At 55.9% G+C, this 21,202-nt stretch carries 24 protein-coding genes; 9 read left to right on the forward strand and 15 right to left on the reverse strand.

All coding sequences use genetic code 11. The annotated features are described in order from the left end of the window. The first annotated feature begins 7 nt into the window (after window positions 1–7). Window positions 8–1,114, forward strand: a complete 1,107-nt coding sequence (locus EPG66_RS12560) for an ABC transporter substrate-binding protein (protein WP_115758170.1) — start codon at window positions 8–10, stop codon at window positions 1,112–1,114. On the opposite strand, the gene EPG66_RS12565 is transcribed toward EPG66_RS12560, so the two are convergent. The 5 genes from EPG66_RS12565 to EPG66_RS12585 all read right to left on the reverse strand — a co-directional run bounded on the left by EPG66_RS12565 (window position 1,103) and on the right by EPG66_RS12585 (window position 6,603). Next, window positions 1,103–2,086: an XdhC family protein gene (locus EPG66_RS12565; RefSeq protein ID WP_069026844.1), complete on the reverse strand. Its 984-nt coding sequence runs from the start codon at window positions 2,084–2,086 to the stop codon at window positions 1,103–1,105. The genes EPG66_RS12560 and EPG66_RS12565 overlap by 12 nt on opposite strands. Beyond that, window positions 2,083–2,649, reverse strand: a complete 567-nt coding sequence (locus EPG66_RS12570) for a nucleotidyltransferase family protein (protein WP_069026845.1) — start codon at window positions 2,647–2,649, stop codon at window positions 2,083–2,085. The genes EPG66_RS12565 and EPG66_RS12570 overlap by 4 nt, the downstream gene beginning before the upstream one ends. A 95-nt stretch (window positions 2,650–2,744) precedes the next feature. Then, entirely contained in the window at window positions 2,745–5,129 is a 2,385-nt protein-coding gene (locus tag EPG66_RS12575; protein WP_182687057.1) for a xanthine dehydrogenase family protein molybdopterin-binding subunit, read from the reverse strand. Further along, a complete protein-coding gene (locus EPG66_RS12580; protein ID WP_182687059.1) occupies window positions 5,126–6,118 on the reverse strand; it encodes an FAD binding domain-containing protein in 993 nt (330 codons plus the stop codon). The genes EPG66_RS12575 and EPG66_RS12580 overlap by 4 nt, the downstream gene beginning before the upstream one ends. Next, window positions 6,115–6,603 carry a (2Fe-2S)-binding protein gene (locus EPG66_RS12585; RefSeq protein ID WP_022624540.1) on the reverse strand — a complete coding sequence of 163 codons (489 nt, stop codon included), beginning with the start codon at window positions 6,601–6,603 and terminating at the stop codon, window positions 6,115–6,117. Before EPG66_RS12585 ends, EPG66_RS12580 begins: the two co-directional genes overlap by 4 nt. 438 nt (window positions 6,604–7,041) lie before the next feature. Between EPG66_RS12585 and EPG66_RS12590 the strand changes: the two genes are divergently transcribed. Further along, window positions 7,042–7,935, forward strand: a complete 894-nt coding sequence (locus EPG66_RS12590; RefSeq protein WP_069026848.1) for a LysR family transcriptional regulator — start codon at window positions 7,042–7,044, stop codon at window positions 7,933–7,935. Between the two features lie 20 nt (window positions 7,936–7,955). Here the strand turns inward: EPG66_RS12590 and EPG66_RS12595 are convergent, their stop codons facing one another. Genes EPG66_RS12595 through EPG66_RS12610 form a run of 4 tightly spaced genes read right to left on the reverse strand, consistent with a single transcriptional unit; the run spans window position 7,956 to window position 11,360 of the window. Next, window positions 7,956–8,795, reverse strand: a complete 840-nt coding sequence (locus tag EPG66_RS12595) for a metal ABC transporter permease (protein WP_052271319.1) — start codon at window positions 8,793–8,795, stop codon at window positions 7,956–7,958. After that, on the reverse strand, window positions 8,795–9,655 hold the full coding sequence (gene sitC / locus EPG66_RS12600) for an iron/manganese ABC transporter permease subunit SitC (protein WP_182687061.1): 861 nt from the start codon (window positions 9,653–9,655) through the stop codon (window positions 8,795–8,797). Before sitC ends, EPG66_RS12595 begins: the two co-directional genes overlap by 1 nt. Before the next feature lie 2 nt (window positions 9,656–9,657). After that, window positions 9,658–10,473, reverse strand: a complete 816-nt coding sequence (locus tag EPG66_RS12605; RefSeq protein ID WP_031591112.1) for a manganese/iron ABC transporter ATP-binding protein — start codon at window positions 10,471–10,473, stop codon at window positions 9,658–9,660. Continuing rightward, window positions 10,470–11,360: a metal ABC transporter substrate-binding protein gene (locus tag EPG66_RS12610; RefSeq protein ID WP_374044885.1), complete on the reverse strand. Its 891-nt coding sequence runs from the start codon at window positions 11,358–11,360 to the stop codon at window positions 10,470–10,472. The genes EPG66_RS12605 and EPG66_RS12610 overlap by 4 nt, the downstream gene beginning before the upstream one ends. A gap of 482 nt (window positions 11,361–11,842) precedes the next feature. On the opposite strand from EPG66_RS12610, the gene EPG66_RS12615 reads away from it, so the two are divergent. The 4 genes from EPG66_RS12615 to EPG66_RS12630 all read left to right on the forward strand — a co-directional run bounded on the left by EPG66_RS12615 (window position 11,843) and on the right by EPG66_RS12630 (window position 13,514). Beyond that, window positions 11,843–12,136 carry a hypothetical protein gene (locus tag EPG66_RS12615; RefSeq protein ID WP_069026854.1) on the forward strand — a complete coding sequence of 98 codons (294 nt, stop codon included), beginning with the start codon at window positions 11,843–11,845 and terminating at the stop codon, window positions 12,134–12,136. A gap of 247 nt (window positions 12,137–12,383) precedes the next feature. After that, window positions 12,384–12,629 (forward strand): regulatory protein YcgZ, encoded by a 246-nt coding sequence (ycgZ, locus tag EPG66_RS12620; RefSeq protein WP_010246891.1) that lies wholly within the window; start codon window positions 12,384–12,386, stop codon window positions 12,627–12,629. Between the two features lie 174 nt (window positions 12,630–12,803). After that, on the forward strand, window positions 12,804–13,097 hold the full coding sequence (locus EPG66_RS12625) for a hypothetical protein (RefSeq protein WP_010670560.1): 294 nt from the start codon (window positions 12,804–12,806) through the stop codon (window positions 13,095–13,097). A gap of 162 nt (window positions 13,098–13,259) precedes the next feature. Next, window positions 13,260–13,514 carry a biofilm/acid-resistance regulator YmgB/AriR gene (locus EPG66_RS12630; RefSeq protein ID WP_031591116.1) on the forward strand — a complete coding sequence of 85 codons (255 nt, stop codon included), beginning with the start codon at window positions 13,260–13,262 and terminating at the stop codon, window positions 13,512–13,514. Between the two features lie 474 nt (window positions 13,515–13,988). Here EPG66_RS12630 and EPG66_RS12635 read toward each other — a convergent pair whose 3' ends face one another. Next, the gene (locus EPG66_RS12635) at window positions 13,989–14,183 is read right to left on the reverse strand and encodes a hypothetical protein (RefSeq protein WP_010246886.1); all 195 of its coding nucleotides are present in this window, start codon (window positions 14,181–14,183) and stop codon (window positions 13,989–13,991) included. A gap of 425 nt (window positions 14,184–14,608) precedes the next feature. Between EPG66_RS12635 and EPG66_RS12640 the strand changes: the two genes are divergently transcribed. Then, entirely contained in the window at window positions 14,609–15,625 is a 1,017-nt protein-coding gene (locus EPG66_RS12640; protein WP_163658746.1) for a substrate-binding domain-containing protein, read from the forward strand. 116 nt (window positions 15,626–15,741) lie between these two features. Next, window positions 15,742–16,137, forward strand: coding sequence for a (R)-mandelonitrile lyase (locus tag EPG66_RS12645; protein ID WP_031591120.1), 396 nt, complete (start codon window positions 15,742–15,744; stop codon window positions 16,135–16,137). A 20-nt stretch (window positions 16,138–16,157) separates the two neighbouring features. On the opposite strand, the gene EPG66_RS12650 is transcribed toward EPG66_RS12645, so the two are convergent. After that, window positions 16,158–17,042 carry a LysR family transcriptional regulator gene (locus tag EPG66_RS12650; RefSeq protein WP_069026858.1) on the reverse strand — a complete coding sequence of 295 codons (885 nt, stop codon included), beginning with the start codon at window positions 17,040–17,042 and terminating at the stop codon, window positions 16,158–16,160. A 99-nt stretch (window positions 17,043–17,141) separates the two neighbouring features. Here EPG66_RS12650 and EPG66_RS12655 point away from each other — a divergent pair, with 99 nt between their 5' ends. After that, window positions 17,142–17,867, forward strand: coding sequence for an SDR family oxidoreductase (locus EPG66_RS12655; protein WP_069026859.1), 726 nt, complete (start codon window positions 17,142–17,144; stop codon window positions 17,865–17,867). A 46-nt stretch (window positions 17,868–17,913) separates the two neighbouring features. On the opposite strand, the gene EPG66_RS12660 is transcribed toward EPG66_RS12655, so the two are convergent. The 4 genes from EPG66_RS12660 to EPG66_RS12675 form a co-directional block, all read right to left on the reverse strand. Beyond that, entirely contained in the window at window positions 17,914–18,654 is a 741-nt protein-coding gene (locus tag EPG66_RS12660) for a YoaK family protein (protein WP_069026860.1), read from the reverse strand. Window positions 18,655–18,865: 211 nt separating this feature from the next. After that, complete coding sequence (locus EPG66_RS12665; RefSeq protein WP_010670565.1) at window positions 18,866–19,195, reverse strand: DHCW motif cupin fold protein; 330 nt, start codon at window positions 19,193–19,195, stop codon at window positions 18,866–18,868. A gap of 33 nt (window positions 19,196–19,228) precedes the next feature. Then, window positions 19,229–19,921 (reverse strand): amino acid racemase, encoded by a 693-nt coding sequence (locus tag EPG66_RS12670; RefSeq protein ID WP_182687168.1) that lies wholly within the window; start codon window positions 19,919–19,921, stop codon window positions 19,229–19,231. A 67-nt stretch (window positions 19,922–19,988) separates the two neighbouring features. Then, window positions 19,989–21,146: an MFS transporter gene (locus EPG66_RS12675; RefSeq protein WP_182687170.1), complete on the reverse strand. Its 1,158-nt coding sequence runs from the start codon at window positions 21,144–21,146 to the stop codon at window positions 19,989–19,991. Window positions 21,147–21,202 lie beyond the last annotated feature (56 nt).

Here is a 21,202-nt window from a genome sequence, read left to right on the forward strand (position 1 = left end):
ATTATTGATGCTTAGCGTGATACTGGTCAGCACCGGCGCGACCGCCCGGACGCTGACCGACATCACCGGCCGTGAGGTAGAGATACCCGATCATCCGCAGCGTATTGTGCTGGGTGAAAGCAGGATGCTCTACAGCGTCGCGCTGCTTACGCCCGGCAATCCGCTGCAGCATATCGCTGGCTGGCCACAGGATCTGAAAAAGTATGATCCCCAGACCTGGCAGATTTTTGCCAGGAAGTTTCCGCAGATGGAGGACATTCCCGTTCTGGGTCTGGATGGCGTCAATGACATGAATCCCGAACAGGTGATCGCACTGAAACCGGACCTGGTGATCCTGCCGCAGCTGGCGCGCGGCAGTGAAAGCGGAGCAGTGCTGGAGAAGATGCTCAGCGCGGCGCATATTCCGGTGGTGAAGATCGATCTGCGGGTTGAGCTGCTGAAAAATACCGAGCGCAGCATGACGCTGCTGGGCGAGGTGCTGAATCAGCCGCAACGGGCTGCTGACTTCAATCGCTTTTACCGCAGCCATATGCAGCGCATTAAGAGCCGACTGGCGGGCTATCACGGTGCTAAACCTAAAGTTCTGTTGCAGCTGCATCTCGGGCGGCGCAGTGAATGCTGCGTGACGTCGGTGAATGGCAATCTGGGTGAGCTGCTGCGCTTTGCCGGTGGCGATAACATCGCCAGTCAGCAGATCAAAGGCGTATTCGGGCGGCTGAGTGAGGAGAGTGTGATTGCTGCACAGCCAGACTTTTACTTCGCCACCGGCACCGGCAGCGCCGATGAAGCGGGAGCCTTAAAACTCGGCCCCGCCGTCACAACAGCGCAGACCCGGCAGAGCCTGCTGGCGCTGACCGGTCAGCAGAATGCGCTGAAGCAGCTGACGGCATTACGGGACGGTCACGCCGGGGCAATCTGGCACAACTTTTACCTCAGTCCGTGGCACGTGGTGGCGACAGAATTCTTCGCCACCACGCTCTACCCGCAACTGTTCCGCGATGTCGATCCTGAACAGACATTGCGGCAGCTGTTCCATGATTTCCTGCCGATCCCCTATTCGGGCAGCTACCTCTATCGGCTCGCACCGGAGGCGACGCCGGGATCAGGCGGCTGACAACCCGCGATTTTTCACCCGGACGATATCGGCCATTACCGACAGCGCAATCTCCGCCGGGGTTTTGCTGCCGATGGGCAGACCGATGGGCGCATGGATGCGGTCCAGTTCGGCACGATCCATGCCGGCGATCTGTTGCAGTCGCGCCCGTCGTTTCTCGCTGTTTTTCGCCGAGCCCATGATGCCGATATAGAACGCGGGTGTCGCGATCGCCTCCATCATCGTCAGGTCGTCAATGCGGGGATCGTGTGTCAGTGCCACAATCGCCACCGCTGCATGCGCGCCGTTCAGCTCCAGCCAGCGCGCCGGATGCTGTGACACCAGCGTCACGTTGTCCGCAGCGCTGAAGTGGCTCTCCAGCTCAGTCAGCATCTCCGGTCGGTGCTCACAGACCCGCACGTGAAATCCCAGCATCTGCCCGAGCCGGATGCACTCATATGCCACAGTCGAGTAGCCCGCGATCAGCAGTTCAGGTATCGCACCAACCGGCAGTAACATCTGCTGTTCACTGGCATCCAGCGCAGGCAACACCCTGTCAGGAGCGAGCACTTCCCACTGCGCACGTTCGCCGGGTCGTATCATTTTCACCATCGGCTGCTGTCCGCTCAGCGCGCGCTGCATGGCCCTTAGCAGCGCCAGCGTGGCATCATCGGGCGGCAGAAACTCAATGACGATCTCCAGGCTGCCGCCGCACGGCAGGCTGACGTCAGGACGCATCCCGCCCTCCCCGTACCGCACCCGCTGACTGCTGGCGCGATAGGCCCCTGCCGCCAGCTGCGCCAGAAAGTCCTCTTCAATGCAGCCGCCCGACAGCGATCCGCAGTAAGCACCCGTTTCATTGACCGTCATCAGGGTGCCAGGCGCGCGCGGCGAAGATCCATAGGTGCGCAGCACCGTGCAGAGCCAGACCTGCTGACCCGCCTGGCAGCTGCTCAGTGCCGCATTAATCACACGTTGATCCAGCGTTATCATGAAAATTCCTCTATCAACTGCAGATCAGCGGGGAGATCGATATCACACAAACAGCCGCGATCCTGAAGCGGCAACCGGACGGCGAGTGACTTCACCGCCGCCTGCGGCCCGGCATCGCCCTGTAGCGTGCTCAGCATCGGGTAGCAGTGGTGCTGAAAGCCCACCGGATGGCCCGGCCTGCCGTCAATCCACGGCCTGACGATCGGCCTGTCCGCCAGCGCAGCGCTGACGGCGCGGTAACTTTCAGGCGTGACAAACGGCATATCGCCCAGCGCAATCAGCCAGCCGTCATAGTCACGGCTGGCTTTGACACCTGCGGCGATCGATTCGCCCAGCCCGCCGCTGTCACACAGCACCAGGGTAGCCTGCGAGCAGAGCGCCTTAAGCGCAGCGGCGTCCGGGCGCGTGACCACAAACAGGTCAAGACCACAGGCAGCAGCCTGTTCCAGTGTGCGTTGCAGCACCGGTTTGCCATTCAGGTCGGCCAGCAGCTTATGCCCACCTGCCTGCTGGCGAAAACGGCGACTCAGCCCGGCAGCCAGCACAATCAACGCTATCTTCACTTATTCTCTCCGCTAAGCGTGAAAAACGGGCGCAGGTTTCAGCCCGCGCCCGCATATCCTCACATCGACCTGCTGGCAGCAGGTCAGGAACAGGCTCAGATAATCTTATCGAGAGTAATAGGTAAGTCGCGCACCCGCTTGCCAGTGGCATGGAACACCGCATTACTGATCGCTGCCGCAACGCCCACGATACCCAGCTCACCCACGGCTTTACCGCCCATGGTGGTCGCCTCAAAATCGGGCTCGCCAACGTTGATGGTGGTAATGCTCGGGATGTCAGCGTTAACCGGCACCAGATAGTCCGCCAGGTTGTTGTTGATCACCCGACCATTGCGTGGATCGACGATGCCCTCTTCCATCAGCGCCTGACCGACGCCCATGATCATGCCGCCAATCCACTGGCTGCGCGCCAGTTTAGGGTTGTAGAGACGACCGCTGTCGAGCGCCGCCACCATCCGTTTGACGCGGATAGTGCCGAAATCTTCATCGACCCGCACTTCGACAAACTGCGCGCTCCAGCTGTGGGCTGAGAATTTTTCAGGGCGGCTCATGTCATTGAGATTACGCACCATCTTGTCGCGCTCGCTCTGTGACAGATCGTCCGGGAAAGTGCCGCCTTTCACCGTCAGACTCTCCACCGGTGCCAGGCTTGCCAGCCGGGCAAATGAGACCGCCAGACCGCTGCGCAGATTATGCTGAACCCCGTCGCCTTTCAGCGTGAGCTGAGATGCCGGAGTGCCATTCAGTGGCGACTGTGGCAGCTCGCTGGCGAGTTTCAGCAGCTGGTCGCGCATTCGTCTGGCGGTATCGTTTACCGCTGCGGTCACGTTGCCTGCCAGCTGCGATCCACCTGCGACACCGGCACGCGGCAGCTCAGTATCACCCAGCTGAACCTCGATGGTGGTGGAGGCGACGCCAAGAATGTCGGCAGCGGTCTGCGCCAAAATGGTGTAGGTCCCGGTGCCGATATCCGCACCGGCGCACTGCACCACAAATTTACCCTGTGGCGTCAGGATGATTTTTGCCTCAGCAGGCAGTTTGTTGACCGGATAGGTGCCAGAGGCCATGCCCCAGCCAATCAGTTCACGCCCTTCGCGCATCGACCGCGGCGTCATAATGCGCTTATCCCAGCCAAAGGCTTCAGCGCCTTTCTGATAGGCTTCTTTAAGGCGACGCGAACTCCACGGCAGATCGAGCTGATAATCTTTGTCCGCCCAGTTGCGCAGACGCAACTCCAGCGGATCGATATTCAGGGCATAGGCCATCTCATCCATCGCCACTTCAAGACCAAAGGCGCTGGGGTTTTCACCTGGCGCACGCATCCAGCCTGGCGTCACGGTATTGATCGGCCTGACCTGATGCTGTGCGGAGACGTTGCCCACCGCATACATGCGCGCGGTGACTTTGCTGCAGTTCTCAGCAAATACATCGATTAATGAGGTCTCACTGAAGCTGCGCTGGATAATCGCCTGGATCTTGCCGTCACGCGAGGCACCCAGTTCCAGCTGCTGCGAGGTGGCGGGACGTCCGCCCAGACCGGTAAAGGTCTGCGGTCGGGTCAGCGACACTTTGATCGGACGCTTCAGCGCCCGCGACGCCACACTGGCCAGTGCGACGTGGGTATAAGGCACCGGCTTTGACCCAAATCCCCCGCCGACATAGGGCGAAATAATCCGCACATCTTCAACGTCAATGCCCATCCACTCGGCGATTTCCACCTGCGCGCCTGCCACCCACTGACTCGGCTCCCAGACGGTAATGCGTCCATCCTGCCACTCAGCGACACAGGCGTGCGGTTCCATCGGCATGTTGTATTCGCGCGGCGTGGTATAGCGCTGGCTCAGACGCACCTCGGCCTGCTGCATCGCCGCCTGCGCATCGCCCATATCGATATCCTGTTTCGATACCGGTTTCGGCTCAACGCCCTCATCGGTGGCAAAAATCAGTGCAGGCGAGGTTTCATAGTCGATCTCCACCAGCGAGGCAGCATAAGTCGCCTGCTCAAACGTCTCTGCTACCACCAGACCGATGTTCTGACCGTTGTGAATAATCACATCGTCCTGAATCGGGGTATAGGTTGACTGCGCCGCGCCGCCGTCTGCAATCGCGGTGGGTTTGTTGATCTTCAGGCTATTCAGATGGGTATAAACTGCCACCACACCCGAGGCCTGCTGCGCCTTTTCCGTCGACATTCGGCTGATACGGCCGCTGGCAACAGTAGACTGGATCACCACGCCATAGAGCGGATTTTCCGGCTGATGTTCTACCGCATATCGCGCCTCACCGGTGACTTTTACTTTGCCGTCACCCCGCGAGCGCCCGGCGCCCAGTCCCTCAATCGGATCGGTGGTTTCTGGTTCTGCCGTGGCAGTATCACTGGCACTGGCGCTTTGCATACTCAGACCCAGGCTGCCCGCCGCTGAGATCGCCGCCGTCACCTTCAGTAACTCCCGACGTGATTTGTCATTTACGTCACTCATGCGGTTTCTCCTGCTGCCATCAGCGCACGTGCAATCACACGCGGCGCCAGTTTTACTTTATAGGCGTTGTGGGTCAGCGCCTGCGTCTCCTGAGTAATCCGTTCTGCCGCCTGGAAGACCGTCTCTTCATTAAACGGCTGGCCCTCCAGCGCCTGCTCCACCGATCTGACCCGCCAGGGTTTGGTGGCGACGCCGCCCAGCGCAATATGCACCTTACGCATCACGCCGTTCTCCAGGGTGAAGCCTGCGGCCGCGCTGGCTGCAGCAAACTCATAAGAGCTGCGGTCACGGACTTTAAGATAGTGTGAGTGTCGTAATGACTCGGTTTGCGGCACTTCAATGGCCACAATAATTTCGTCATCGCGCAGATCGTGCTCACGGTCAGGTGTGTCACCCGGCAGCAGGAAGAAATCATCAATCGCGATGCGGCGGGTTTCGCCCTGCTGATTCTGCAGCACCACGATGGCGTCAAACGCCACCAGCGCCACCGCCAGATCGCCGGGATAGACCGCGATGCAGCTGTCGCTGGCGCCCAGGATGGCATGATTGCTGTTAACGCCATCCAGTGCGGCGCAGCCGGAACCCGGATTGCGTTTGTTGCAGGCGGTAAAGGTCGCCGGATCGCGGTAATAGGCGCAACGGGTACGCTGGCGTAAATTACCGCCCAGCGTGGCCATGTTACGAATCTGCGGTGACGCGGCCTGCCACAGACTGCCGTAGATGGCTGGCGCGTTCTGCTGGCAGGCGGGATGTTCGGCCAGGGTGCTCATGGTGACCAGCGCGCCGGCCATGATCTTATCGTCGTCAAACTGCAGGTTTTTAAGCCCGCTCAATCCAGTGATGCCGATGAGCTGCGGAGGCGCAAAGACCCCACACTTCATCAGATCGAGCTGTGTGGTGCCACCTGCCAGCAACTGGCTGCCAGACTGCTGTTTCAGGGCTCCGGCTTGCTCAGGCGACTGCGCGACTTTCCAGCTGAATTCATTCATGCGGACTCCTTCGCCATCTCTGCTGCGGCCTGTTTAATCGCATCCACAATGTGCGGATATGCTCCACAGCGGCAGAGGTTGCCGCTCATATATTCACGGATCTCATCTTCTGAACCCGCATGGCCCTCTTTGATGCAGGCGACGGCGGACATAATCTGACCCGGTGTACAGTAGCCGCACTGGAAGGCGTCATTCTCCATAAAGCAGCGCTGCACCGGGTGCAGCTCACCTTCGGTGGAAGCCAGTCCTTCAATGCTGGTCACTTCGGCGCCATCCGCCTGAGCCGCCAGCGTCAGGCAACTCAGCACCCGCTGGCCATTAATCAGTACCGTGCAGGCACCGCACTGCCCCTGATCGCACCCTTTTTTGGTGCCGGTCAGGTTAAGATGCTCACGCAGCGCATCAAGCAGGGTGACTCGGGGATCGACCTGCATCTGCTGCGACTGACCATTAACCTGCATTGTTAGCGATATTTTTTCCGACATTGTCTGCTTCCCATTGTTGGGGGCCAAAAGATGTAATTTTTTATAGGTTTATTTCTGACGGGGTTCGAATCGGGGGAAAATCGTGATAACCCTAATCTTTACGCGCGTATCTCTGCTTTAAGGTTTAGCAGCTTTTTGGCAATTTTGCGGGGAATCCGGGAAAAGTAAGTGTTATCTGAATGGCGGAGCGAGGTTGAATCGGGATAAATACGTATTCGTACAACATTCATCTTAATGATTTTAATAATTTTATTGAAAAAAGCTTTTATAGCCGTCATTCATAGGGTTTATCGGTGCGCCTCATTAATCCTGCCGCGAAATGTGCAACCTGACAGGCTATTTCGGGTCTGATAGCAGGTCGGGTAGCGAAGCCGCAGGTAACGTCGATAAATCGGCCTGTCCCGACCGGGATAACCGATCAAACAGGTCAGAGGGCCTATGCTGAAAGAAAATTTTAACGATCTGATCTATCTGGTGGTGGTAGCAGAAGAGCGCAGCTTCACCCGGGCAGCGGCGAAGCTGGGTGTGTCGCAGTCGGCACTGAGCCACGCGATTCGCGCTCTGGAAGAGCGTCTTAACGTCCGATTGCTGACGCGCACTACACGCAGCGTTGCCCCGACAGAAGCGGGTGAACGGCTGATCACTACCCTCGCCCCGCTGTTCAGCGAGATTGAGTCTGAACTGGTCAGTGTCACTGACAGTCAGGGGGAAATCTCCGGCAACATTCGTATCACCGCAGGCGAACATGCGCTCACCTCTACACTCTGGCCGCTGCTCAGGCCCTTTCTTCAGCAATACCCCGATGTCCATGTTGAAGTGTCGGTGGATAACAGTCTGACCGATATTGTCAGCGGCCGTTTCGATGCCGGCGTGCGACTGGGTGAGCAGGTCGAAAAGGATATGGTGGCGGTGCGCATCGGGCCGGACTGGAATATGTGTGTGGTGGCAGCCAGCAGCTATTTTGAGCAGCATGGCAGACCCGAGACGCCCTATGATTTACAGCATCATAACTGCATCAACCTGCGGCTGCCGACGCTGGGTGGCCTCTATAACTGGGAGTTTATGCGTGATGGCAAGGAGATCAGGGTCAAAACGCAGGGTCAGTTAATTTTTAATCATCTCGCGTCGCGCATTGATGCGGCACTGAGCGGGATGGGGATCTGCTATGTGCCGCAGGATAGCGTTGCGGAACACCTCAAAAGTGGCCGTCTGGTTCAGGTGCTGGCTGACTGGTGTGAGCCTTTTCCAGGTTATTATCTTTACTATCCCAGCCGCAGACAGCACACCAGCGCCTTTACACGTTTGATTGATGCGGTGCGCTATCGCGGTTGAGAGACAGCCGCGATAACCAGTCAGCTGGCATTAAGCCGCTGGCGCTCCAGCTGTCGCGTTTTGCGGCCTGAAATCACCATCGCCACGATAAACACCAGTGCAAACAGCACCACGATCGTGGGTGCTGGCGCGCTGTCGATAAAGAACGAGAGATAGACCCCGCTCAGCGACACCAGCACCGACACCACGACCGCCACCAGCAGCGCATGTGAAAAGCGGCGGGTAAGCAGAACTGCGATAGCACCGGGCGCGATCAGCAGGGAAATCGACAGGATGATCCCTACTGCTTTCAGCGTCGCCACAATGGTCAGCGATACCATGCAGAGCAGCCCGTAATGCAGCCAGCGTGCGGGTAAGCCAGAGACTTGTGCCTGCTGCGGGTCAAAACTGAACAGCATAAAATCACGCCATTTCACCGCAATGACCCCGACGATCACCGCTGCGATAAGCGATGTCTGAATTATGTCAGCGCCCGTAATGCCCAGCATGTCACCAAACAGAATGTGATCAAGATGCACCTCCGGTTTCACGGCGATATAGAGGATCAATCCCACCGCAAACATGCCGGAGAAGACGATTCCCAGCACCGTATCCTGCTTGATGCGACTGTTGTCCTGCAGAAATCCGCTGGCAACGGCACAGAACAGACCGGCGACAAACGCACCCACCGCCAGCGGCAGCCCGGCCATCCAGGCGAGGACGATGCCGGGGAATACCGCATGGCTCATGGCATCGCCCATCAGCGCCCAGCCTTTCAGTACCAGAAAGACCGACAGCAGCGCACAGGGGATCGCCACCACCAGCGCAATCAGCAACGCGCTGTTCATAAAAGCGAACTGGAAAGGTTCAAAGATCCACATCAGCCAGGCTCCTTTTCGGGACGATGGCGGCCACGACGCCGGTTAGCCAGCAAGCCATGTTTGGGCGCAAAGACAAACGCCAGCAGGAACAGCAACGTCTGCGCCACCACGATGATGCCGCCCGTTGCGCCATCCAGGTAGTAACTTGCCCACGCACCGAGAAAACTGGTGATACTGCCAATCGCTACGGCAATCATCAGCAGACGCGGGAAGCGATCGGTGAGCACCCAGGCTGTCGCGCCTGGCGTCACCACCAGACAGATCACCAGAAATGCACCGACGGTTTGCAGCGCCGCCACGGTTGATATTGCCAACAGGGTAAAGAAGAGGACTTTCAGTCGTTCAGGGCGCAGTCCGATAGCGCGCGCATGATTCTCATCAAAGAAGGTGACCATCAGATCCTTCCACTTAAACAGCAGAATGATGATCGACAGCCCGCCAATCAGCGCCAGCTGGAGTATATCCGCGGGCGCAATCGCCAGAATATTGCCGAGCACAATGGTCTGAATGTTTACCGCGGTCGGATTGAGCGACACCATAAACAGACCCAGACCAAAGAAGGAGGAGAAGATCAGGCCGATGATTGCATCTTCTTTTAAGCGGGTGCGCTGATTGAGTAACAGCATACTGCCCGCCGCCAGCCCGCCTGAGAGAAACGCGCCCAGCGCAAAGGGCAGTCCCAGCATGTAAGCACCCGCTACGCCCGGCACGATGGAGTGCGACAGCGCATCGCCAATCAGCGACCAGCCTTTGAGCATCAGGTAGCAGGAGAGAAACGCACACAGGCCGCCGACCATGGCGGAGACCCACATCGCATTGAGCATGTAGTGATAACCAAAAGGCTCCAGTAACAGTTCCATGGTCAGTTCCCGTCTTCAGGTGCCGTACGTGGCGCAATAAAAGGCCGCTCATCGTCGGTGATAATCTGATCGTCCAGCCCTTTCACCATTACATGACGCAGCACCCCACTGAACGCGCGCTCAAGGTTGGCGGCGGTAAAGGTGGTGCGGGTCGGGCCGCTGGCCAGAATGGTGCCTTTGACCATCACGGTGTAATCGCAGAACTCCGTGACCGATCCCAGATTATGCGTTGAGACCAGCATCGTCTTGCCTTCATCGCGCAGTTCACCCAGCAGGCTGATGATTCTGGCCTCAGTCTGAACGTCCACGCCGGTAAACGGCTCATCCAGCAGGATAACGCTGCCCTGCTGGGCAATGGCGCGCGCCAGAAATACCCTTTTTTTCTGTCCGCCGGAGAGTTCACCGATTTGACGATGGCGGTAATCCAGCATATCGACCCGCGCCAGCGCATCACTGACAATCTGCTGGTCGTGCGGTTTGGGTCGACGCAGCAGGCCCATATGACCATAGCGACCCATCATTACCACATCCTCCACCAGCACCGGGAAAGACCAGTCCACCTCTTCCGACTGCGGCACATACGCGACCAGACTCTGACGCAGTGCTTCACGGGTTGGCATGCCGAGCACCGAGATGCTGCCGCTGGCGAGCCGGACAAAACCCATCAGCGCTTTGAACAGGGTTGACTTGCCGGAGCCATTGACGCCCACCAGCGCCGCAATCGATCCACCCGGCACGCTGAAGCTGGCATCATGCAACGCGGTGTGACCGTTGCGATAGGTCACGGTGACATCGGAAACAACGATGGTGTCTGTCATTGCGCTTTCTCTCCCGCTTTAATGCCCTGCGCCAGCGTCTCCGTGGTGACTCTGAGCAGATCCAGATAGGTCGGCACCGGTCCCTGAGCGTTGCTTAAAGAGTCGACGTAAAGCACCCCACCGTAATGCGCACCCGTTTCCCGCGCGACCTGGCGGGCTGGCTTATCCGACACGGTGCTTTCACTGAACACCGCCGGAATAGCATTTTTCTTCACCTGGTCGATCACTTTTCTCACCTGTTGCGGCGTGCCTTGCTGATCAGCATTTACAGGCCACAGGTAAAGTTCTTTCATGCCCAGGTCGCGAGCCAGATAGGAGAATGCGCCTTCGCTGGTCACCATCCAGCGTTTATCCTCCGGGATGTCGGCAATCTGCTGGCGTAGGGGATCCAGTGCTGCGGTGATTTTTTGCTTATAGGCGGCTGCGTTCTGGCGATAGGTTTCCGCATTCGCCGGATCATATTTCACCAGCGCATCACGGATATTATCGACATAGATCAGCGCATTGTCCGGTGACATCCAGGCGTGCGGATTCGGTTTACCGTTATAGGGCCCCTCGCCAATACCAATTGGTTTTACCCCGGCAGAGACAATCACTTCCGGCACCCCATCCAGATGCTGATAAAAACGCTCAAACCAGCGTTCGAGATTAAGCCCGTTCGCCATGATTAACTGCGCACCCTGCGCCCGTTTGATATCGCCGGGTGTCGGCTGATATTCGTGTATTTCAGCACCCGGTTTGGTAATGGAAGTGACTTCGGCCGCATCCCCCGCCACGTTTTTTACCATGTCAGCGATGACCGTAAACGTCGTCACTACCTTAAATTTTTCTGCTGCATAGCTGCTGGTCGCCATCAGGGTTGTCAGTAGCGCACTCAGTAGCATCATGGTTATTTTTCTTTTCGGGACCATAGGGCGATCTCCAGAGGTGATTAAAAACAGAACATAATTAGCATAGGCTATTTTTTATAGCACAGGCTATACCTTTGTAACAGCGAAGGGTTGTGAAGTTTCTTCAGCGTCCGGGCCCGAATGTGAAGTTTTGTAAGCTAATCGCTTTACTTGTTGATATATAGAAATTTAATTTCAATGATGGGAAGTATATGGAAAGCGTGATGTATAGCTATAACCGGGTTTTACGCCTTTCTCATCTGTGGTTGAGTAAACCGCAGGAACGATAACAGGATTAAAAAGAGGCCATCCTGACGGCGCATTTTACCGAAAAACGTTCTGACACCTGGCGGCACTCACATGACACGCACAGCAGAGCGACAATTAAAATAATCTTATTAATAGGCTGAATTGATTAAGCTTCGTAAATTTTTTTGCTACAGTTAATGTTACTTACCGCAATCACCCAGGAGGATAATTTGTATTTTTCCAGCGACGAAAAAGCGAATGTCATCATTGGCGAAGCCGCAATGAACCTGTTTAATGCCGGTCAGGAAGTGAATGTTGAACTGCTGATTAATGAGCTAAAGGTCATGGCTGACTCTGAAGTTAATGAGACTCGCCTTGAGCAGATGCAGCATGCGCTTCAATGGCTGATGGGGTTCAAAACCATCGGTTCCCGCAGCACCGCCCCGGCGAACTGGCTTGCCAAAACCACTGGCAAAGAGCCCGCAGCTCCAGTCTCTGCCGATGACATCTTCTTTAAACACTAACCCATGTGTGCCGTTCCTCTCCGGCCTTAATATTCAGGTCGGAGCGTCGGTGGGGTGTGAATGATACAAGAATCTGGTACAATTTTTACCTCGCCACAAACTCCTCGTAACACCCTGTTTTAAAAGTCTTAGCACTTTTTGCACAAAAAAATTAATCCCAAAAATCCAAAATTCTGTACAAGTTTTGCAAAGATGTATAACTTGCGCATCAAGAGTGCATACATTTAAACCACCTGAGGACAACAACATGCGTCAGAACGGACAAGCCCCGGAAACGATCAGCGATATTGCCCGTTACTTCAATCAGGCCAGTTCACCGTCGCAACAGGAGACGCTGGGTTCGGTTGTGGTGGAAATTCTGCGCGCAGGTCATAGCCTTAGTCGGAAAACGATTTGCAGTAAACTGCTGAGTCGCCTTGAACTGGCTGCCACGCCAGAAGAAGAGAGTCATCTGCATGAACTCATTGCGATGCTGTTTCGTCGCGAAGATTAATGCCCTCTCACGGTCGTGCATGTTCATCAGGACGTCTGTTTCAGCCATCACCCAGGAAGATCTATCCTAGCAATAAAGCCCAGTTCTGCTTCCCGTATCAGGTGCACTAAGTCGCACCCGCTGACGCATACGGACCCGCAGCATGGCCATTGATTCGCAATCAGAGAAGCCAGTATGTACAGAAGTGAAGATGAGAAACTGACAGATGTTATGATCGGCGAAGCCGTTCTGACATTACTCAAGTCAGACAAACCGGTATCCAGCAACGCCTTAATCGCACAGCTCGAACTGATGGCTGCTGATGCTGACGACGCCGTGAAAGTGTCAGTGATTCGCAAAGCCATCACTGAAGTCCGTAATGGTATGGTTGCAGCGCGCAAACGCGTACAGGGCGACGGTGCCGAACGTGATAACACGGCTCATCGTATGAACAGTGATGGCCCGCCTGAAGGTTCGAAAAAGCACTGATTGAGCGTACTGCGTACCTGATACATGCGGCTAATTTTAAGCGAAGCGGCAGACCTGAACAGAATTTTTTAAGGCGGGCTGGGCAAAACGAAAACTGCGCCTACACTCGTTTTTGACTTCAACCATTGCATCTGACTCATTTTCCTCAGAGAAAGAATAATCATGCAGCATTCATCATCAGATTCTTCAATCATTGACTACTTCCGTAGCGCAGGCGATCAGCTTGCTCCGGAAACTGAACTGCTGGGCGCAGTGATTCGTGACATTGTTGCTGATCAGGGACGTGTAACCAATAAAGCGATCATCCTCTATTTGATCGCTGAACTGGAATGCACTTCAGATGCTGTCAGGCTGGATGTGTTACGCAAAACGCTGGAAATCGTGGTTGGCCGCACGCCAGACGATACCGGCATCTGATACGCCATTCTGCGTTATCTCTGGTAACGCAGGATCCCCTGCCTGCAACGCCCGCTTTTGTTTCCATCCCTGACTTTCACTGTATACCCGATATGCCACACAGAAATTATCCGATATAAAAATTCTTTTGCAGGTAATGATGTGGCAGGGATTTGATCCCGACGATAACGCTTTTCTGCAATCATGCCTGAAGAAGATCATTCAGACTTAATAAGACCTGCCAATGAAAAGATGCACTTCTTTATCAGAAATTCGCTACTCACTAAGAATAATCAACAGAAGGATCTGACTGACATTTTTAATTTTGTCATCAACCGTCTCGCTGAATAAAAAAGAAACGATCGACTCACAGTAGAATCCCTTTTAAAGGCTGCGAGCAATATGCAAAGCCTCTTATGCTCGCCGATGTCAAAGGTAGCAGGGCCGCTATAATGACACAGTCCGGGATAACGCCCGGCATCAGCCCTGTCAGCCTTAATGCATCTTACGAGTGAAAAAGCTTATCGCTTCCTGACACAATGCTTTCAGCCTGCTGTCACGCGTCTCTTCGCTCAGGCGAAACAGCGCGTCCGTAATGTCGTGGAAATGAACCGGCTCTCCCGCCTTGATCAAATCACTGACTACCGCACCAACCAGCGCACGGATTTCATTATCGTTGTCGTACTTCACACGACCTCCCGATGGTGTATGCATATACAGTCTATCATTATCGGGAGCCAAAAAACAAAAAAGCCGTCGGGCGGGAAATATAAGCGAAGCGGCAGAAAGGTTATTAACTATACAGCCTCAGAATATTATCTGGATTTATTTTTACCCGGCGCAGCCCTGAAGCTATAAATAGCTAAAACGGAGGTAGCAAGCGCTGTAATCTATTTTTGCCCGTTTATGATGATAGTCGGGTATTTATATATCGGGGAAACAGACTCCCGGCTGAATGTGTTATAAACACTTTTACGACTCACAGTTTATTGCGATAACCTGCGCGGCAGCTTTCCCGGCCTGATATGTCCTGACCAGCCTTTCACAAATGATCATCAGACAATGGCCAGCAGTATGATAAAACTATCGTCATCCTCTGGTGTCACGAGCAGCATATGGCTAAATTTACCCTGAAACAGATTGCGGCCCAGTCGGGACTCAGTCTGGCGACCATCGACCGGGCCCTGCATCAGCGCGGCAATGTGCATGCCACGACCCAGCACCGAATCCAGCAGGCGATAGCAGACCTGGAACTGATGCAAAAAGCGGGGCTCGCCAGGGGAAGAACAATCTATTTTGACGTCATCATGCATACACCTGACCGCTTTCAGCCACTGATCCGTGAGGCGTTCAGCAGTCAGATTGCCAGCTTTACTGCCTTTAAACTTCAGTTACGTTTCCACTTCGGCGCGAATCTTACAGCGGAGGCGATTAACGCGCTGCTGAATAAAAAAGCGTTGCATAGTCACGGCGTCATTCTTAAGGCAGCCTGTTCCGGAGAACTTCATCCCACCCTTGAATCACTGCTGAAACAACGCGTTCCGGTGGTCACCATGATGAGCGACCTGCCCGGCAGCGCGCGCCTGCGCTATATCGGCATGGATAATTTTGATGCCGGTAAAGTGGCGGCTTTTCTGATGTCAAAATGGCTGCGCGTGAGTCGTTCGCATATTGTGGCAGTCACCGGCAGTCACGATTTCATTGGCGAACACGAAAGAATTCAGGGGTTTCAGCGAGCAATGGAGGAGTTTGCGCCCCGGCATCAGGTAAGCGTGGTGGCAGGCGGTTATGGCATTGACGCCCGGATGCAGCAGTCGGTGACACAGTTTTTGCAGAGACATCCGGATGCAGATGCGGTCTACACAGTCGGTGGCGGTAATCCCGGCATACTGCGCGCTTTTGCCGAACAAAAGCGGACGGTTAACGCTTTTATTGGTCACGATCTCGATCGTGAGAATCGTGCACTGCTGCAGGCCGGTAAAATTGATGCATTAATCGAGCATAATTTACAGCTTGATGCGCTGCACGCCTTCAGAACGCTGCTGGCGTTTCATGGGTTTTTGCCCGCCTCAGAACCGCCCGCGCCCTACTCTAAAATCAACATCATCACCCGTTACAACATGACAGCCTGAAAAACTGTCAGGCAATTAATGAGCCCGGCTCATAACCGTTTGCCGACTGGGCGGGCTAATCACGCTCCGGCTTGCCGGTTACACTGTGGATGACATGTTAACAACAGGAGTGAGTAATGAAAATTATCGCCAACGGATCGCTGCCTTCGCGTAAAGGACCTGCTGAATATTTTACCGGCACGGTTCGGATTGATGCACCATTCCAGGCAACCGAACCCGCCCGCGTGGGTGGCGCAACGGTGACTTTTGAACCCGGTGCCCGTACCGCATGGCATACCCATCCACTCGGGCAAACCCTGATCGTCACGCATGGCCAGGGCTGGATTCAGTGTGAGGGTGAAGCCATTCAGGTGATGAACACCGGTGATATCGTCTGGATCCCGGAAAACGTGAAGCACTGGCACGGTGCAACGCCGGATAACGCCATGACGCATATTGCTATCGCTGAATCACTGAACGGCTCGCCGGTGGACTGGCTGGAGCAGGTCAGCGATCGGCAATATCAGCGCTAAATCAGACGTGCATTCTGTCGCTAGAGTCTGACGTGATCGATCAGCGCCCTTAGCTTGGGCGCCAGATTTTTTCGGCTGGGAAAATAGAGATAGAAACCGGCAAAGGCGGGCAACCATGCGTCGAGCAGGGTCACCAGTTCGCCACGTGCGATGTAAGGCTGGAAGGTTTCTTCCATGCCAAAGCTGATGCCGCCCCCGGCGCAGGCGGTGCGAATCATCACCCCCATATCGTTGGTGGTGAGTTGCGGATTGACGGCAACATCAAACTCGCGCCCCTGCTCTGCGAACTCCCAGCGATAAGGGGCCAGACCTGGTCCTTTTCGCCAGCCGATGCAGCGGTGACTGACCAGATCCTGAGGATGTTGCGGCGTGCCTGCGCGAGCCAGATAGGCGGGTGACGCCACCGCCACCTGACGCTGCGCGGTAGATACCGGCACCGCAATCATATCCTGAGCAATCACCTCCCCCAGTCGCACGCCCGCGTCATAGCCCTGTCCGACAATATCAAACTCCTCATCGGTGACGGTGATATCCAGCTCAACCTGCGGGTAAGCGGTCATAAAGCTCGCCAGCAGTTCTCCCCCCAGCATCCGCTCTGCAATCGAGGAAATCGCCAGCCGCAGCTGGCCCCGAGGTTCTGCAGCCAGTTCTGCAATATCGGTCACGGCGCGATTGAGCTGGTTGATCGCCGGCGCCACTTCGGCATAAAGCCGCTGCCCGGCTTCTGTCAGCTGAACCGAGCGTGTGGTGCGCTGCATCAGCGTGATGTTAAGCCGGTCTTCCAGACGTCGCAGACTCTGGCTGATCGCCGGACGCGTAACACCCAATTGTTCTGCGGCCAGCCGGAAATTTCGCGTCTGCGCCACAATCACAAAAACTTCGAGAGCATTTTTATCGGCATTCATTGGTCAGATTGAGTTACCAGTGAGTAAAGCGTTCAGTGGATTATCTTTATAATCCAGTCGCCGTATGATCGCCAGTGACAACCTGACTGGAGAAACAAAATGACTCAGAAAGTGATTTTAATTACCGGCGCCTCAAGCGGCATCGGGGCAGGCATTGCACGTGAACTGGCGAAAACAGATGCCATTCTGCTGCTGGGTGCGCGGCGGGAAAGCCGCCTGGCCGCGCTGGCTGAAGAGCTGCAGTTCAATGGTGCAGAGGTGGCGATCAAGGCGCTGGATGTTACACGCCGCGAAGAGATGACGCAGTTTGTTGAGTATGCGCTGGAGAGATGGGGCCGGGTGGATGTAATGGTCAATAACGCCGGTATTATGCCCTTGTCACCGATGGCGTCGCTGCGGGTGGAAGAGTGGGAACAGATGATCGATGTAAACATCAAAGGGGTGCTGTATGGCATTGCGTCAGTGTTGCCGACCATGCTGGCCCACCAGCGCGGTCACATCATTAACATCGCGTCGATAGGTGCGCTGGCCGTGTCGCCCACCGCGGCCGTCTACTGCGCCACCAAGTTTGCGGTGCGGGCGATTTCCGACGGATTACGCCAGGAGAACAGCCAGCTGCGGATAACCTGTGTTCATCCCGGTGTGGTGGAGAGCGAGCTGGCATCAACCATTACCGATCCGGCAGCCGCCGAGGCGATGCAGCACTATCGCGCTATCGCATTGCAGCCGGACGCCATTGGACGCGCCGTGCGCTATGCCATTGAACAGCCTGAAGAGGTGGATGTGAACGAAATCGTGGTGCGGCCAACCCGAACGCAGCAGTAAGCAACCCGCCCGATGCGCTATGTGCATCGGGCGGGAGGTTTTACTGTCAGTAGAGGCTTCTGCGGGTACGCTGCACGGTAATGGCGATGGCCGTCAGTGCCACCAGCATCAGAAATATCCCCAGTCCAACCATGGCGTTAAAGCCATAGACTTTAAACAGCAGCAGCCCGGCAATACAGCCGCTCAGGAATGAAAACACGGTAGTCAGATGGGTGTGCAGAACCTTCTGGAAAAAGCGACGATCGTCGGTTTCAAGATGCACGGCGTGGGACGTGTGGGCAAAGATCCACGAACCCAGCGCAATACCCGCATCGGTCAGCGTGCCGGTAATATGGGTCGATCTGACGCGGCCATTGGAGAGCTGCGTTGAGGTCGCATTATGAATCCCCATTAAAAAGCCCAGCATCAACAGCACTTCCCCGTTAAAGCTTGGCCGGTAGAACACGATCTCAAAGATCGATGCCGCCGTCAGCGCCGCCCCTTCCGCCAGAATGATCAGACAGAATATGGTGCGTAACTTATGTCTGATCCCCACCACCACCGCCAGTCGGGCAACGGTACAGCCCATGACAAAGGCAATAATCAGTGCCATCAAAAACAGCATGGTATGAAGGTCGCTGGTGGTCACTTCCTGGGAGATTTGCGACGTGTTACCGGTCATATGCGATGGGAAAAATCCAAACGCGCCCAGCGCCATGGCATTAAGGATGCCGGCGGTGGTGGCAAGCACCAGCGCCAGCAGTCGATCTTCGGTATGCGAACGAACTTTCTTCTTTTTTATCAGCACAGGCTTCCCCACCTCAGGTGAATGCAAAACGTTCTTATAAGGCTTCCAGCATACAGCCTGATGGGAATTATTCCTGTCAGAACCAGATAACTCTGATGAAATAAGCCATTAATTTTGCTGATTTTTATAAAGCTGATTCAGTTTACTTTTAAAAGTGTCAACGACGCGATGATTCACCAGCAGGTGATCACCAGAGAGGCTGACGGTGAACTCAGTCAACGATGAAGAGTTGTGCGCCTGTGGACGTAAAGGAGCGATGTGGTTCAGCATCGTCCGCCACCTGATAGCTGACCCCCGGTGTCAGTACGAAACGGCGACCATCTGCCAGTTCAGTGTGCAATTCACCCGCCATACACAGCAAAATATGGCCCTTTGTGCACCAGTGGTCGGCGACATAGCCTGGTGAATAGTCGACCATCCGCACCCGGATATCGTTAAACTTCACGGTTCGCCAGGTCGCCTGCCCCTGGTCGCCGGGATGAATTGTCTCTTCAATCTGATCCCACTGGGTCAGGCCAAACGGCAGATTTTCAATTTTCATGCGATTCCCTCAAGGCTAAGTGCAGGATAAACGTCAGGCCAGCGCCTGGGTAACAGCCTCTTCCGCGTGGATAAGCGTGGTATCAAACAGTGGCACGCTGGCATCCGTGGCATCCACCAGCAGTGTGATTTCGGTGCAGCCCAGAATAATGGCCTCCGCCCCCTGCGCGACCAGCTGCTGCATGATCTCACCATAACGGCGACGCGACGCGGGATTGATCTCGCCCAGACAAAGCTCGTGGTAAATCACCTCATGCACAAAAATCCGATCCTCTCTATCCGGCGTGATCACCTCAAGACCAAACTGCTGCTGAAGTCGCCCGCGATAGAAATCCTGTTCCATGGTGAATCGCGTCGCCAGTAATCCGACCTTACGCACCCCGGCCTGCTGAATGCGTCGTCCGGTGGCGTCGGCGATGTGCAGCAGCGGGATGCCTGTTGCGGCGCTGATCTGTGCTGCCACTTTATGCATAGTGTTGGTACAGAGTACGATGAACTGCGCGCCAGCCCGTTCCAGATTGCGTGCCGCTTCAGCCAGTATCTCTCCCGCCTGCTGCCACTCGCCCGCGGCCTGTAGCTGCTCAATGCGCTGAAAATCGATGCTATAGAGCACCAGCTCCGCCGAGTGCAGGCCGCCCAGCCGCTGCTTAACCTGCTGATTGAGAATACGATAATAGAGCGCGGTAGACTCCCACGACATACCGCCTAACAGACCAATCACTTTCACCATGCACTCCGGGTTCAGGGGTTTTATTCCAGCATGCCAGATCGACATTGATCGGCAACGGCTTTGTTCAGTTGATACTGTTCTGAGGTCTGAAGCGTCGGGCAATCACCATTAACAGCACCACGCCAGCGCTCATGATCAGCCAGGCCTCGGTCATTGACGTGCCGCTATCACGCACCCAGCCTGCCAGCAGCGGCATCAGAGCCGCAATCAGATATCCGCCTCCCTGCACGCGTGACAACAGAATGCCCGCCTCTCTGTCACTGCGCGCATGATCCAGCGTGACGATCAACGACAGCGGAAAGAGCGCACCGATGCCCGTACCCAGTAACAGCGAAGAGAGTATCGGCATCGTGCCCGGGTAAAACACCAGACTCAGCAGCCCCAGCAGCAGCAGGGCCAGCACGCCGAGCAGCAGCGGACGGCGATCGGGAAAGCGATGTAACGTCGCCGAGACGATGAATCCTGCTACCACTTCGGTTAACGTCAGCGCGGCGAGCAGATAGCCACTGTGGCGAGCACTCCAGCCCAGTTGAATATAGAATGGCGGCAGCCAGGCCAGCACTAACGTATAAGCACCCGTGCCAATGCCGAAAAAGAGCATCAGCAACAGGGTACGCCGCACAGGCAGCGTCGTTGCATCAGAGGCCACGCTCACCTGCGGCGATCGCCTGACTAAAGTCAGCCAGATCAGCAGCGTTACCAGCGTTAACCCGCCGGAAAGCGCCAGCGCGGGTTGCAGGCCCAGCCATGAAAACAGCGGGTCAGCACCGGCAGCAGTCAGTGCCGCGCCCGCCATAATGCCCGTGCTGAACAGCGCCATCAGCGTCGCCGCGGCCTCAGCAAAGCGTTGCCGGATCAGAGCGGGCATCAGCGCCTGTATCACGCCAATCCCTGCGCCCCCCGCCAGCGCGGTGAGCAGCAGCTGAGAGGGAGTAAGCGTAACGCCGCGCCACAGGCAGGCGACCGTCAGACAGAGCAAACCGGCGGCGATTCCCCTTACCGGCCCGATGCGGGCGATCAGCCACGGGCCAGAGAGTGCGGCCAGGCCCATCATCGCCAATGGCAGCGTAATCAGCAGACTGAACGTCGTCGCCGTCAGCCCGGCCTGCAGTTGCAACACCGGGAACAGCGGGCCGATAATCGCCAGCATAGGGCGCAGGTTCAGCCCGATAAGAAAAGCGATCACGGCAAACAGAACGGGGAACAACACCTTATTTTTCATCATCGACGCCTTAAAAGAGGATTGACGATGACAGCACCGGGCTGCCACTATTTATC

This window comes from Pantoea pleuroti, assembly GCF_014156615.1.
Lineage (GTDB): Bacteria > Pseudomonadota > Gammaproteobacteria > Enterobacterales > Enterobacteriaceae > Pantoea > Pantoea agglomerans.